Annotated in this window: 14 protein-coding genes; 8 read left to right on the top strand and 6 right to left on the bottom strand. The window is 43.1% G+C overall.

What is annotated here, in order from left to right; genetic code table 11:
- The first annotated feature begins 5 nt into the window (after positions 1 to 5).
- From LNTAR_RS11005 to LNTAR_RS25580, 4 genes are all read left to right on the top strand, one after another.
- Positions 6 to 2,501: an ATP-dependent Clp protease ATP-binding subunit gene (locus LNTAR_RS11005; protein ID WP_007278779.1), complete on the top strand. Its 2,496-nt coding sequence runs from the start codon at positions 6 to 8 to the stop codon at positions 2,499 to 2,501.
- The gene (locus LNTAR_RS11000; RefSeq protein WP_007278778.1) at positions 2,498 to 3,133 is read left to right on the top strand and encodes a hypothetical protein; all 636 of its coding nucleotides are present in this window, start codon (positions 2,498 to 2,500) and stop codon (positions 3,131 to 3,133) included. The genes LNTAR_RS11005 and LNTAR_RS11000 overlap by 4 nt, the downstream gene beginning before the upstream one ends.
- Before the next feature lie 212 nt (positions 3,134 to 3,345).
- Positions 3,346 to 3,924 carry an RNA polymerase sigma factor gene (locus LNTAR_RS10995; RefSeq protein WP_007278776.1) on the top strand — a complete coding sequence of 193 codons (579 nt, stop codon included), beginning with the start codon at positions 3,346 to 3,348 and terminating at the stop codon, positions 3,922 to 3,924.
- Positions 3,924 to 5,657, top strand: coding sequence for a serine/threonine protein kinase (locus LNTAR_RS25580; protein WP_007278775.1), 1,734 nt, complete (start codon positions 3,924 to 3,926; stop codon positions 5,655 to 5,657). Before LNTAR_RS10995 ends, LNTAR_RS25580 begins: the two co-directional genes overlap by 1 nt.
- Here the strand turns inward: LNTAR_RS25580 and LNTAR_RS27180 are convergent.
- The 6 genes from LNTAR_RS27180 to ispH form a co-directional block, all read right to left on the bottom strand.
- Positions 5,542 to 6,252 (bottom strand): hypothetical protein, encoded by a 711-nt coding sequence (locus LNTAR_RS27180; protein WP_157473489.1) that lies wholly within the window; start codon positions 6,250 to 6,252, stop codon positions 5,542 to 5,544. The two genes, LNTAR_RS25580 and LNTAR_RS27180, sit on opposite strands and share 116 nt — an antisense overlap.
- Positions 6,222 to 6,482 carry a hypothetical protein gene (locus LNTAR_RS10985; RefSeq protein WP_007278773.1) on the bottom strand — a complete coding sequence of 87 codons (261 nt, stop codon included), beginning with the start codon at positions 6,480 to 6,482 and terminating at the stop codon, positions 6,222 to 6,224. Before LNTAR_RS10985 ends, LNTAR_RS27180 begins: the two co-directional genes overlap by 31 nt.
- Positions 6,469 to 8,340: a 1-deoxy-D-xylulose-5-phosphate synthase gene (gene dxs, locus LNTAR_RS10980; RefSeq protein WP_007278772.1), complete on the bottom strand. Its 1,872-nt coding sequence runs from the start codon at positions 8,338 to 8,340 to the stop codon at positions 6,469 to 6,471. Before dxs ends, LNTAR_RS10985 begins: the two co-directional genes overlap by 14 nt.
- The gene (locus LNTAR_RS10975; RefSeq protein WP_007278771.1) at positions 8,337 to 9,236 is read right to left on the bottom strand and encodes a prephenate dehydrogenase; all 900 of its coding nucleotides are present in this window, start codon (positions 9,234 to 9,236) and stop codon (positions 8,337 to 8,339) included. The genes dxs and LNTAR_RS10975 overlap by 4 nt, the downstream gene beginning before the upstream one ends.
- Before the next feature lie 120 nt (positions 9,237 to 9,356).
- The gene (locus LNTAR_RS10970) at positions 9,357 to 9,632 is read right to left on the bottom strand and encodes a DUF3817 domain-containing protein (protein ID WP_007278770.1); all 276 of its coding nucleotides are present in this window, start codon (positions 9,630 to 9,632) and stop codon (positions 9,357 to 9,359) included.
- Positions 9,629 to 10,555, bottom strand: a complete 927-nt coding sequence (gene ispH / locus LNTAR_RS10965; RefSeq protein ID WP_052607316.1) for a 4-hydroxy-3-methylbut-2-enyl diphosphate reductase — start codon at positions 10,553 to 10,555, stop codon at positions 9,629 to 9,631. Before ispH ends, LNTAR_RS10970 begins: the two co-directional genes overlap by 4 nt.
- A gap of 145 nt (positions 10,556 to 10,700) precedes the next feature.
- Here ispH and LNTAR_RS10960 point away from each other — a divergent pair, with 145 nt between their 5' ends.
- The 4 genes from LNTAR_RS10960 (at position 10,701) to LNTAR_RS10945 (ending at position 14,731) form a co-directional block, all read left to right on the top strand.
- On the top strand, positions 10,701 to 11,690 hold the full coding sequence (locus tag LNTAR_RS10960; protein ID WP_007278768.1) for a malate dehydrogenase: 990 nt from the start codon (positions 10,701 to 10,703) through the stop codon (positions 11,688 to 11,690).
- 77 nt (positions 11,691 to 11,767) lie between these two features.
- On the top strand, positions 11,768 to 12,610 hold the full coding sequence (ispE, locus tag LNTAR_RS10955; RefSeq protein ID WP_007278767.1) for a 4-(cytidine 5'-diphospho)-2-C-methyl-D-erythritol kinase: 843 nt from the start codon (positions 11,768 to 11,770) through the stop codon (positions 12,608 to 12,610).
- A 99-nt stretch (positions 12,611 to 12,709) separates the two neighbouring features.
- Positions 12,710 to 13,675 carry a hypothetical protein gene (locus LNTAR_RS10950; protein ID WP_007278766.1) on the top strand — a complete coding sequence of 322 codons (966 nt, stop codon included), beginning with the start codon at positions 12,710 to 12,712 and terminating at the stop codon, positions 13,673 to 13,675.
- A 135-nt stretch (positions 13,676 to 13,810) separates the two neighbouring features.
- Positions 13,811 to 14,731, top strand: a complete 921-nt coding sequence (locus LNTAR_RS10945; protein ID WP_007278765.1) for an MYG1 family protein — start codon at positions 13,811 to 13,813, stop codon at positions 14,729 to 14,731.
- Position 14,732 lies beyond the last annotated feature (1 nt).

Here is a 14,732-nt window from a genome sequence, read left to right as displayed (position 1 = left end):
GCCTTATGGACGAGTCAGAATCAGCACTCAACAACCTTACTCCCAGAGCCCAGCAAGCTATTACCCTAGCAAAAAACGAAGCAAAAAATTACAATGCCGATTGCATCGGAACTGAACACCTCCTCTTAGGCATCATTGTCTTAGGAAGCGGCGTAGCCGTCAATGCTCTCGTCAACATGGGGGTTGACCTTGAAACCATCCGTACTGCAATTGAAAAACTCTCCCCCTCTTCCGACAACCCTCCTGAACCTGACACAGAGATCCCCTTTACTCCTCGCGTAAAAAAGACTCTTGCCCTAGCTCTCCGCGAGGCGAAAGCCCTTAATTATCACTATATTGGAACTGAACATCTTTTACTAGGCCTCCTCAAAGAAGGTGAAGGCATTGCAGCTCAAGTACTTCGCTCTTTAAATGTTGACGTTGAATCTATTCGCAACGAGATCATGAAAGCACTCGACCCGAACTACATCCCCGCGGACACACGCCCCAACGAGAGCAGCCCAACTACAGGCGCCACCAACACTCCATCCATGGAGAACCTCAACAACTTCGGACGCGATTTAACAGAACTAGCTGCTAATGGAGAACTCGACCCCGTTATTGGACGCGACAACGAAATTGAGCGCATCATCCAAATCCTTTGTCGACGCAACAAAAACAACCCCGTCCTCATCGGTGAAGCTGGCGTTGGTAAAACAGCTATTATCGAAGGTCTTGCACAATCTATCATCAATGGTGATGTACCTGAAATTTTACGCAATAAAATCATTATCGCCCTCGACCTACCTGGCATGATTGCAGGAACTAAATACCGCGGCCAATTCGAAGAAAGAATCAAGGCCGTCATGGAAGAAATTCGCCAGTGCGGAAATGTCATCTTGTTCATCGATGAACTTCATACAATTGTTGGCGCAGGCTCTGCTGAAGGCGCACTTGACGCATCAAACATCCTTAAACCAGCTCTTTCGCGTGGAGAAATCCAATGTGTCGGCGCCACCACTATGGATGAATACAGAAAATACATTGAGAAAGATTCTGCACTTGAACGCCGCTTCCAATCAATCGTCGTCAACCCCCCAGACATCGAAGACGCCGTAAAAATCCTTCAAGGGATTGTAGAAAAGTACGAAGAGCACCACAACGTCTCTTACACAACTCAAGCTCTTCGAGACGCAGTCACCCTCTCAAACCGCTATATCACAAGTCGCCAACTACCCGACAAAGCTATTGACGTTATGGATGAAGCTGGCTCGCGTGCACGCATCTCCTCTATGGTACGCCCTCCTGACCTCAAAGAATTAGAGGATCACGTCGATGAGGTCCAAGTTGAAAAGAAGAACGCGATTGAAAAACAAAAATTCGAGCTCGCGGCTTCTCTACGCGATAAAGAGAAAGAACTCAAGAAAGAAATTGAAAACATCCTCGAAAACTGGCGGGCGAACAACCACGAAAAAACCGTCCAAATCGATTCCGACGACATCCATCAAATCGTCGCCAAATTAACTGGCATCCCCATCCGTCAACTCGAAGAAGGTGAAGTACAAAAACTCCTTCATCTCGAAGAAGAAGTTAAAAAAGTTGTTATTGGCCAACCCGAAGCAGCACATTCACTCACTCGCGCCCTAAGACGCTCTAGAGCCGACCTCAAGGACCCTAAACGCCCTATTGGTAGCTTCATCTTCTTAGGCCCCACAGGTGTTGGTAAAAGCTTACTCGCCAAAACCGTTGCAGAAATGATGTTCGGCGATAGCGAAGCCCTTATCCAAGTCGATATGTCAGAATATATGGACAAGTTTAACGTCACACGCTTAGTCGGCTCTCCTCCAGGTTACGTTGGACATGGCGAAGGCGGTGAACTAACAGAAAAAGTCCGCCGTCGTCCTTACTCCGTCGTGCTCTTTGACGAAATTGAAAAAGCTCACCCCGACGTCATGAACCTACTTCTACAAATCTTAGAAGAAGGCATTGTCACGGATACTAATGGCGTGAAAATTGATTTCCGTAACACCATCATCATCCTCACATCGAATGTTGGTGCCTCTCAAGCGCACGGCCAAGGTGTACTCGGCTTCACTAACCCCGACACCGAACTTGAATACTCTCGACTCGTCGAAAAACTTCAATCCGCTGCACGAAAGCACTTCAAGCCTGAATTCCTCAACCGCCTAGATGAAATCATTGTTTTCCGCGAATTAGTCAAGCACGACCTCCAAGAAATCATCGATCTCGAAGTCAAGAAAATTGCGACTCGCCTAGAAAACCGCGACTGCACTATATCTTACGACCAAGAAGTCAAAGATTACTTGATTGACAAAGGTTTCTCCCCAGAATACGGGGCTCGACCTCTTCGTCGTGCAGTTGAACGCCACCTTGAAGATCCACTTGCCGAAGAAATCCTAAAGGGCAAAATCACCAACACACAGCACATCACTGTTAAAAAGGGCAAAGATGCCTTGCGATTCACCATTCGAAAAATTCGCACGACTGCAAAAAAGAAATGAAACTCACCAAACTTAGCCTCTTAATCCTGGCTGCAGTTTCTTTCTTTTCTTGCTTAGTCTATGAACAAGAACTCAATATATTTAACGATGGATCAGCCTCACTAAACATCTCTTACTCGATAGATAATAAGACTTTAACGAGTTTAAAAGATCTCGATGAAGCCGCTAAAAATAGCAAAGGTAAATCATCTATCCACTATTTTGATGAAAAAGCCATCGAAGAGTACCTCGATTCCTTCTTGGAACTAAAATCTCACTCTGTACGCGTCCACAAGAACTCCGGCCGCGTACATGTTGACATCAAAATTGAAATCAACAACCTTCGAGAGGCCCTCAATTCAGGCTTCATCCCCTATGCTCGCTTGAGTAAAAATGAGGAAAATTGGAGCTTCACTTACTCGACTCCATACGATTTCAAAAATATCACAAAAGACGAATCCAAAAAACGCATCGATCAGCTCGAAATTGAAATTGTCATCAACACCCCTTCAGATATCATTGCTTCTAGCAATGAAAAATTTTCAAAACGATCTGTTAAATGGAAATACTCCCCACAAGATAAAACAAAGGCCAGCAGCATGCCGAATAGTTTTTTTGTTAAATTTAGTGGAGAAAAAATTTCTTTCGAATAAGACACATACTTTTATATATTGCAAAGACTCACTGAGCCTTGTACAATGACTTAGTCATACTTTAAGATATAGGATGAAAAAAAATGAGAAAAATTATTTACATCGCCATTTTAATCACCGCCATCTTCGGCCTCAGCTCATGTAGCGACAAGAGTCAAAAAAACTTTAACAATGATATGGATAGCCTTTTTAATTTCGATTAAACAAAAATTATGTTTACTACGCGTCGCACACTACTTCAAAAGCTCAACATGGGAAGCCAAGTTGCTTGGGATGATTTTGATCAAACCTACCGCAAACTTATCCTTTTACGTGGGCGCGACCGCGGACTTAGCAACGACGAGCTCGATGATCTCGTCCAAATAGTTTTAATTAATATTTTTAAATCAAACTCTATTTTCAAATACGATGGTTCTAAAGGTCGCTTCCGCGACTATTTAAAAACCATCATTGATCGTCGCAGTTTTGACCTAATCCGCAAAAGAAAAAATGCTCTCGAGAGTCTCAACGAACTTGGAGATAAGGGCATCGTTTTAAGTTCCGATGATCATGAAGTCGCCGAAAAACACTGGGAAGAAGAGTGGCAGAAACATCTTCTTGAACAGGCTATCGAATACATAAGTGCAGAGGTCCAACCCCAAAGCATCACTATTTTCAGAATGCTCGCACAAGACCACATGGCTCCTGAACAAGTTGCCGAAGAACTCGACATCAATGTCGACGCAGTCTATGTCGTCAAGCATCGTATGATGAAACGTATCAAACCTGTACTCAAGCAATTGGACAACTAATGCTCGATATCATTGCTGACTATAAACTCGAAAAACTCCTAGGTCGCGGAGGCATGGGCGCAGTTTATTTAAGCCACCACCCCCTACTCAACATCCCCCTTGCCGTCAAAATTTTTGAACCCCACAATTCGATAGACCAAGAAGAATTTCAACAACGCTTTATACGTGAAGGCCTCCTCGCGGCATCCATTGAACACCAGAACCTCGTCAGAATTTATGATGCAGGTGCTGACGGTAGCCGAAACTTCCTCGCAATGGAATTCATTGATGGCCCTGACTTAGGTGAGCTACTCAAAAACAGCCCAAATGGTTTAGATGAAGGCTTTGTTAGAGATGCAGCACTCGGCATAGCTGACGCACTCAAACTCGCTCACACGAAAGGCATTATCCACCGTGACATCAAACCAGAAAACATCTTAATGACCCCAAAAGGCTATGTCAAACTAGCCGACCTTGGCATTGCCAAAGACCAAGAATCTGAACTCAATGTAACCGCCACAGGCATTGCCCTCGGCACCCCACACTACATTGCACCCGAACAAGCATTGGACGCCTGCTCTGCTGATCAACGCTCCGATATTTACACTCTTGGAGCGACGCTCTACCACCTTCTCTGCGGTTCAACTCCTTACGATGGTAAAAGCCCTCTTGAAGTCATGATGAAACACGTCCAAGAACCCATGGATCACCCCATCGTCAGAAAACCATCAATGAATGCGAACTTCGCAAATGTTATCGCCAAAATGATGGAGAAGCGGCCCGAAATGCGCTATCAAAATTGCGATGAATTAATTGAGGATCTGCGACTACTTAAAACGAGTAAATCACTCAATCATCTCAAAGAGATGTATGAACACAAACCTACGACTCAACATTTACCAAATAAGAAAAAATCTGCTAGATCCCCGGCTCCAGCAAAAAAAGGCTTCCCAGTAAAGACAGTTATTGGTGGTATCGCCTGTCTCATACTACTTGGGGTCATCTCTCTTGCTCTCATCCCCGAGGAACAAACAGAATTTAACGCAACGAAAAAGCCTCGAGAAAGTATTCTTAAAAATGCTACAACAGAGACACCAGTAAGTCCGGAAACTGTACATAAGCCAAAAGCTGATATAGACCTGATTAAAGCAACTTCACTTGATCCTCTAAGCACTCAACTTAACGAAGCTCTTAAGCACTTGAGTAAAATCAACAAACTCACTGCCATCGGCCCCAACAACTATCAAATTAAAGACGGCCTCATCAACCTTGATCTATCCGGACAAACAAACCTCAAAGACGTCAGTCCGCTTAGTCCATTTAAATTTGGCGAACTCGATTTGAGCGACACCTCAGTTCAAAATATTTACCTCATAAAAAATGCAGACATACTGAACCTCAGCAACACCGAAGTAAAACTCGAGCAACTTAAGTCGCTCAACATTAGGGAACTGGAACTAGGCATCATCGATGACATCAAACCACTCATTGGCTCATCGGTTAAAACACTTAAAATGATGCACTACTCTGGCAGCAGTATCGAACCGTTCAAACAATTGAGCTTAGACCGACTAATCATCACTAATGGGGCTCCAAAAATTATACAAAGATCATCATTCGACGAGAGTGGCAAACGCCTTAGAGTTTTTCTTTACAGCGAAAATATGAGAAAAGGACTTCCTTCCTCAGACCTCCAGCGCCGGCCTGGTCCAAAAGGCTTCCAAAAAGGTCCCGGTCCAAGGTTTGCTCCTTAAGCACAAGATCGATTTCTTTATCGTTGAGACGAAAGGCCACCGCTCGCGGTTTGTCGGTAAGCTCAGATAACATCCCAAGAAGCCTTTGATAACTTTTGTTTTGTAAATGCTGTCTCAACATGAGAAAAGCAAAATACCCCAACATCATCGCCATCAGAATAATCACTGGCATTGGTAGAAAATAAGTATTTTTCACATACTCTTGACTGTATATCCAAACCTGCGTGCCCATCAGAGCCGCAATTAAGGCCATGAGTATATACGTTTCTTTTGGACTCCTGACCATCGGCCCAAAGAGCTTTCTGAAAGATGAAGTCGATGTTTGATACGCAAACATCTCTTCATACTTATCTGCTTCTAAAGGGAAACGCACTGCATGACACATCTCGTGAGCCATCAGTTCTTGCCTTCCATAGATATACCATTTATCGCGCGTTCGAAAGCTAGGGCGTAAAATAAACAAGGTGAAGTAATGCGGAGGGATCCCCCAAGCACAGCCACCAAACAGAGCTCCCGGCGAATAAAAAAAGCCAGGAACCCAGTCTAAATCAAAATCGTAGAGCTCTAAATTGCCTTTGCGGGCATCGCAAAACATTTCTTGAGGAATGACATCAGATTTATTGAACTTAATACCTTCGAGTTCAAAAAATCATTTTTGTCTAAATCAGATTCTAAACTTTCGTAAGACGAGCGCAAAGCTTCCAAGCGTTTAATAAACTCTTCAGGAGTCTCTTTAGATGCAGGAAAAAAACCACGTTTATTTAAAGCTAATAAAGCTTCAAATTCGCCGGCTTTCGCCCTCTCTAAAATCTCATTTTGAATCATCTAAAAACTGAGTAATCTCTTCTATTAATTTATCGGAAGTCATGCCATAAAGCTCACGCAACTTATCAACCTTGCCCCAAGTAATAACTTCAGCTTCGGGGTAAGCTTTGGCAAGATAAGGTTTTGAAATCTTATTTTCAACAAAAAGCTCGGCGGCTATCGATGCTAAACCACCCGTTTTAACGTGATCTTCCAGAGTAATCATTGGCATCGCTTTAGCATCTGCCAAAAAGGCTTCTTTATCGAAAGGCTTTAAGAACCTAGCGTTAACGACTTTAATTGAGAAATCTTTTTTCTGTAAATCTTCCGCCAACTGCAGAGCCAGTTCACATTCGCGACCAACGGCCCAAATCACAGCATCAGTTCCTTCGCGCAGGACTTCAGACTTACCAAGCTCAACTTTAGCACGAGGACAAGTCAAATCTGCAGAAGATGATTTCGGATAACGAATAACTGTAGCGTGATCTAATATCAAAGCTAAGTCCATCATCGCTTTCATTTCTGAATCATCTCGTGGCTGCATGATGTGGATATGGGGCAAAGAACGCCAAAAACCAATATCATAAATACCATGGTGCGTCGGGCCATCTTCAACGAGTCCGGCTCTATCCAAGCAGAAAATTACGGGTAATTCTTGAAGACAAACATCGTGATAGACGCAATCCATGGCGCGCTGCATAAAGGTTGCGTAAATCGCAACAATTGGTCTCAATCCATTGGCAGCCATACCAGCTGCAAAGACCACCGCATGCTCTTCCGCAATCCCAACATCATAAGTTTTATCGGGAAAACGCTCTTTAAAAACTGTCATACCTGTACCCGAAAGCATACCTGCTGTAATTGAAACAACACGCGAATCTTTAGATGCTAACTGACAGGCTGCATCACCAAAAGACTGTGAAAAGGATTTGACTGACGGTTGCGGAACCGCATCGGGCTCAGCTGGCACTTTCTTCTTAAATCCATGCAAGCGTTCAGGACATGATTCAGCTTCATGAAAGCCATGACCTTTTTCCGTCATCACATGTAAAAGCACTGGCTTCTTGTCAGTTGCAATAGCTTCGAGAATGGGAATCAATGAATCGAGATTATGGCCATCTACTGGTCCAATATAATGAAAACCTAGTTCTTCAAAAATGGCTCCAGGAACCAAAATACTCTTTGCTGCATCTTCTACCTTGGCTACTCCCGAACGAATAGCTTGGCCAAACTTTGGAATTTTCGTCAAAAATTGTTTAACGTTTTCACGAACATGTCGGTAATTCTTATCCGTTATGATGCGATTTAGATATTTCGACAAGGCACCAACATTAGGTGAAATTGACATTTTATTATCGTTTAAGATAACGATCATGTCATCAGTAGTTTCTGCGATATTATTTAGTGCTTCTAATGAAACGCCACAGCCTAAGGCCGCATCACCCACAATTGAAATCACTTTTTCACTCGCCCCGCGCTGATCTCTTGCAGCTGCAAAACCTAAGCCTGCTGACAACGCTGTACCTGCATGACCGGCACCAAAATGGTCGTGACTACTTTCTTCGCGCTGTAAAAAACCACTACAACCTTGATAAGAACGCAAGGTATTAAGGTAGTCTTTACGTCCTGTTAAAATTTTGTGTACGTAGCCTTGGTGACTTATATCGTAAAGGATCTTATCACTAGGGGAGTTAAATACCTTGTGAAGAGCAACAGTAAGCTCAACGATGCCTAAATTCGAACCTAAATGCCCGCCATGAGTAGAACATACGTCTACCAAGTACGCTCGAATCTCTTCGCATAAGCCCTTTAATTCTTCAGTGTTGTACTGCTTTAAATCGTCTGGCTGTTTAATCTTATCTAATATTCGCGTTATCATTTTTTATCCAACTTATTAAATGAATCCCACCAATCGTCACGCAAAGCTTTTCCCTCTGCTAAAAATTTGTAAAGACTATCCCAGTCCTCACCTTCTATCCACGAACGTACGTGACTAACTTGGTCGAGTGTTTCATCCATTGCTTTTAATATAGCTTGTTTATTGTGCTTTGTTACATTGACCCATAAATCAGGGTTGGAAGACGAAATCCTCGAGGTATCTCGAAAAGCACCACCACATGCTAACATTGCTAAATCTTTGTTTGGTGCCTGTAAACAGACATGTGTCGTAATGTTTGAATTTATATGTAAAACATGACTTGAGCGAGCTAAAGTCACATCGTGATCAACAGCATCAACTTCAAATGTATTGCCACCAATACTACGCCATAGCTCACGAACAATCGAAAGTGCTGCAGGGTCATCTGTGCAGAAAGGAGTTAGAAACACTACTTTATCCGTATACATGTCGGCATCACCATTTTCCATACCAGTCTTTTCTGTCCCGGCCATAGGGTGCCCGCCAATAAAATGGACTCCTTGTTCACATAAACCTGGGCGGATGCCATCGACAATATCTGACTTAACTGAACTCAAGTCAGTGACAATTGAACCTATTTTAAATTCAGTGACATGATCATTTACAAAATCGATCAAGGGAGAAATCGGCATTGCCAACATTACCACATCAGCTTCAGATAAAACCTTTTTAGTATTAGTACTCGCCTCATCTACAATACCAAGCTCAACGGCTTTTTCCGCTTCTTGCTGACTTGGTGCCCAACCGCTAAGACGGATCTCAGGTAAGAATTTTCGTACTGCCATAGCAAAAGAGGCACCCATTTGCCCTAAACCGGCAATAGCTAAAACTTCTGGTATTTTTATATGGTCACGCACTAAACTGAACTCCAGATTTTGGTTATTAAATAATATAAAATGGCGGTGAATATAGAGGATTCACAATAATTTTAAAGATATTTATATGAATTATATAAGAAATCTTCATGAAGCCAAGTTTTAGGCACTTTTTATCTTACCCTCTAAATAAAATGTCCCAAACGGCAAGATCGACATGATGAAGGCAAATACTGAGAAGTTAAAAGTGAACTCTTTTCTTCTAAGAAGGTCCGCTAGAATAAGGCAAAACATTACAAATAAAACCCCATGCGCCATGCCCACAATTCGAACAGCTTGTGGGTAACCCGCTAAATATTTCATAGGCATCGCCACAAAGACCAAGAGGAGGTAAGATACTCCTTCCCAAAAAGCTACTTTTTTAAATAAGTCAATCACGCGCGAATCTTCGGTAAAGCAAAGTGCTCATTCTCTTCACGACTGATAAACTCGGAAACTTCAATTAGACCACATTCGGCTTTCAAACGATCTACCACCGCACTCACAATCTTTTCAGGAGTCGATGCACCAGCACTTAGACCTAAAGTCTGTTTACCTTCAAACCATTTCGGATCAAGTCCTTCAGCACAATTCACCATGTAGGCATCTAGACCTTTACCAGCTTTAGCCACTTCTCGTAGCCGATTCGAATTTGATGAATTCGGACTACCAACAATCAAGAACACATCACATTTTTCAGCAATTTGCTTCACAGCTTCCTGCCTATTGGTCGTTGCATAGCAAATATCGGCTTTTTTAGGCTCTGAAACTCCGGGGTAACGCTTTTTCAATGATGAAATAACTGCTGCACAGTCATCCACAGATAAAGTTGTCTGGGTAATGTAGGCAATCTTATCGTCTTGTGTGAATTCCAAATCATCCACATCTTCAGGCTTCTCAACTAAGTAAATAGCATCAGGAGCTTCACCCATCACACCAATCACTTCTGGATGCCCTTCGTGACCAATCAAAATGATTTTATATCCTTGCTTAGCGTAGCGAATCGCTTCAAAATGAACTTTGCTCACTAAAGGGCAAGTTGCATCAACTATTTTCATCCCACGCTCTTTCGAAGCTTTCACTAAGCTCGGTGGCACGCCATGCGCATTAAAAATAAAACTTGAACCATCGGGGACATCATCGATCTCTTCGACAAAAATCACGCCTTTCTTTTTGTAAAACTCCACAACATGAGAATTGTGCACAATTTCATGATTGACATAGATCGGATGCGGAAGCAATTCGAGTGCTTCATCAACAATTTTCAGGGCTCGTTCTACACCTGCACAAAAACCACGCGGTGCTGCCATAATCAGTTTCATAATTTTTCCTTGAATTTTTCTCCGCAAGATAATGGAAAAGGCTTGAATTTCAACGTCCGAACTGTTTGAAGTTTCAGCACTTTGGTTTAGCTTTGAACGCGACTTAACATCTGTATAAGTAAACCCAAAAAAAGGACCACGGATCATGTCAAAAACAATCCGCGTTTGTGTAACCGGTGCTGCCGGCCAAATTGATTATAGCTTACTCTTCCGCATTGCTAGCGGTGAAATGTTCGGCCCCGAGCAAAAAGTAGCTCTTAACCTCCTCGAAATCACTCCAGCTCTCGACGCCCTCAAAGGTGTAGCTATGGAGCTCGACGACTGCGCTTTCCCACTGCTTGAAGAAATCGTTATGACTGACGACGTCAATGTTGCTATGAAAGACGTTAACTGGGCACTGCTCGTAGGTTCTAAACCACGTGGGCCAGGAATGGAACGTGGCGATCTCATTAAAGAGAACGGCCCTATTTTCACCAGCACTGGTAAAGCAATCAACGACCACGCAGCTGATGACGTTCGCGTTGTAGTTGTAGGTAACCCTTGCAACACTAACTGCCTAATCGCTATGCACAATGCTCCTGACGTCCCTCGCGATCGTTTCCACGCAATGACTCGTCTTGACGAGAACCGTGCTAAATCACAGCTCGCACAAAAAGCTGGTGTTGCCGTAACTGAAGTTAAAAACATGGTTATCTGGGGCAATCACTCAGCGACTCAAGTTCCTGACTACAAAAATGCAACAATCTCTGGCAAGCCTGCCGCTGACGTGATTGGCGACCTTGCTTACCTTCAAAGTGAATTCACTTCTACAGTTGCAAAACGTGGTGCTGCGATCATCGCTGCACGCGGTAAATCTTCTGCTGCTTCTGCTGCAAATGGTTTAATTGACCACGTTAAGAGCCTCCTTACTCCAACTCCAGAAGGCGAAGTTTTCTCAAGCTGTGTTTGTTCTGACGGCAATCCTTACGGAATACCAGAAGGACTTATCTTCTCTTTCCCATGTCGTTCAAACGGTGATGGCACTTACGAAATCGTTCCTGGTTTCGAACTTGACTCACACCTCACTGATGGCGTAGCAAAAACTGTTGCTGAGCTTGAAGGTGAACGCGAAGTTATCAAAGGTCTTCTTGGATAATTTCAAGCGCTAGTTCACACTAGATAATAAGTGCCTAATTTTCTGAAAATTAGGCACTTTCAATTTCCGGAGAAAACATGTCTTCAATCACAGTTTCATGCCCAGGGAAAGTTAACCTATTCCTCGATGTCGTCGGCAAAAGACAAGATGGCTACCACCTCATTGAGTCTCTTTTCCTTCCCATAACTGATATAGCGGACACATTAAGCATTAAGCAAGTCGATACAGAGGGCATATCAATTTCTTGCGATCACCCAGACGTCCCCACAGATTCTAAAAACCTTGTCTACAAAGCCGCACAAGCTTTTGCAGACAAAACTAAGATTGAAGCCACATGGCAGATCACTCTCGATAAAAACATCCCAGTTGCTGGTGGCATGGGGGGAGGTAGCTCAAACGCCGCCTCTACTTTTATGGCACTCAACCAACTCTACAATCACCCTCTCACAAAAACTGAGATGCAGCAGCTCGCCATCAAAATTGGCGCCGACATCCCTTTTTTCTTTGAAAAATCTCCTGCCTTCGTTCAAGGTATTGGTGAAAAGATCACTCCCGTAAAAATCGAAGAAAGCCTTTTCATTCTCTTCGTCCCTTTTACTTTTCCCATTGCAGCTTCCTGGGCATACAAAAATCGTCAAGCAGGGTTTTCCCATGGGGAAATAAATTGTGCAGAATACACAAGGAAATTGAATGCAAATGAATCACCAGATACATATAATGACTTAGCTCACGCTTTAACAGAAAAATTTCCTCTACTCAAACAAACATGCGAAGAACTCCTCTCGCTAGGAGCTTATAGTAGCAATGTGTCAGGAAGTGGCCCCACCTGCTTTGCCCTCTTCAAAGATGAAGAGTCATTAGATCTTGCCCACAACAAACTCAAGCGCCCCTCCATAAAAGCGAAATTGATTAGTTCTTAACTGACAAATGCTCTAAGTACCATGATCGGACTCATAAATAACTTTGTTATATAAAATTGCCTCGCTATATTGAGATGAATTATAAATATGAGGTCAATAATGAAAAAATTACTTATCACTGCATCTGCTTTGTTATTTAGTTTTCCTACTCTTTCCCAATCGAGTGCCAGCACTGGGCGAATTGCTATTTTGGAGAAAAATTTTAAAGCTAGCCAGGACAAAGTTCAAAGACTGGTGACTCACTTAAAACTTGTGGACACTAAAATTGAGCAAGAAATCACCGCCATGATTACTATGCTCAACAAATTCAAAGATTCACACGATTCAAAATCGCGTGTCCTTGGCGACAAAGAAAAACTCATCAAAGAACTACGAGATTCGATCAAATTCTACTCAGATCAGCGTAAAAGAGTAGCAAATGACCTCAAACTTAGAACAAAGCGTTTCCGCAAAGAAGACACTGAAAAGTTATTGGCATTCTTCGACAAAAAAATGCTGACTCGCGTCGATCAAATCGTACAAATCACCAAACACTTAGGTGAATATAAAGAACACTATGATTTCGCTAGAGACAACCGCTTTAACCGAGACAAGAAAAACGCAAGCGATGCTGATAAAACTCGCGGTAAACTTATCAAAGATATCAAAACAGGTATCAGTAATCTTGAGACTGAACGTGGCAAACTAGAAAAGTACTTTGAAAACCCAAACTCCACAAAAGACCTCAGCCAGCTTTCTAAGGAAATAAGTGCCATCGACCTTAAAATCAAGGTCCTACAAAACAGCATTTCAGAAATCATGTATGGTGGCAAAGGCGGACAAAAAGTTAGCCGCGACAAAGCCCGCACAATCAATGACTTAGTTAGAGATCAAAACAATAAACTGAGCGCCAATCTATCCACAATGAATCGCGGTCTCACTCAACTCTACATGCAGCTTCAAGCAAGTAAACGTGCTGCTGACTCCTTAGCCAGAGCAGAAGGCATTAGTTCAAAAGAATTACCTCAGACACCACTTCCTGAACAGAAAAAAACGAAAACTCCAACAGAAATTAAAGTTCAGTAGAAAGAGAACACTCAGTGAATAGCTGAGCTAAAATTTCTTTCTCTCTTTAAATTCTTCTCGCCGATTTTATGCACTGGCACTCTTTCGGCATATTGTTATAGTAAATTCAGTTTATTTTGTATTAGGATCATTAAAATGTCTACAGACCCAAGCCCCGAACAGGAAGTCACCATTGGAACACACAATGGCTTTTTCCACGCCGACGACTGCCTGGCTGTTGCAGCCCTCACAATGATCTATCCTAAGCACAAGATCATTCGTTCGCGCGACAAACAAATTTTATCTACCTGCGATTTCTTAGTCGACGTAGGTGGTATCTACGATGAAGAAAGCAATCGCTTTGACCATCACTTCTCTAATGGCCCCGCTTATAATGATGGCCTACTCATGTCTTCTTTTGGCCTCGTTTGGCAAAAATTTGGCGAACAGATTTGCGGACTTCGCGAAATCAAGGAAAACATCCAAAGCTCACTCGTCCGCCCCGTGGATGCCGCCGATAATGGCGTTGCTATACACTGCCGTCAGCGTGGAGCCCCCGAAGTCAACATGCTCTCCCTTTCCGCTGTACTCGCGGTCATGAATCCAGGCTCCATCGATCAAGCAGATGACGTGTTTTTGGAACAAGTTACTTGGTGTCGTCGACTCATAGGTCGATTTATTGACAACTCTAGGCAACGCATTGAATCCCGAGAAATGGTTCGCCACGCCTTTGCTTATGCGGAGAAAAAGAATACCAACTTCATGGAGCTCCCCGGCTCAATGAAATGGGAAGAAGCTCTCTATTCCCTGGATCGCACTCACAAAATCTACTTCGTTGTCTTTCCCCATAACAATCAGTGGTACCTACGTTGCGTGAGTCGCACACCCCATAGCTACACACCACGTAAGCGATTACCTGCTGAATGGGCTGGCCTTCGAGATGATGAATTCTCTCGTGTTCTAGGAATCTCAGATGGCGTTTTCTGCCACCATGCAGCCTTTGTATGCGCAGCAAAGTCACGCCAATCAATCCTCAAAGTAGCCGAAATGGCCCTCTCCTACACCCACGTTCATTAAG

It is taken from the genome of Lentisphaera araneosa HTCC2155, assembly GCF_000170755.1.
GTDB classification, from domain to species: Bacteria; Verrucomicrobiota; Lentisphaeria; order Lentisphaerales; family Lentisphaeraceae; genus Lentisphaera; species Lentisphaera araneosa.
Note: the sequence above shows the minus strand (reverse complement) of the source record. Positions and strands in the feature narration are given on the sequence as shown.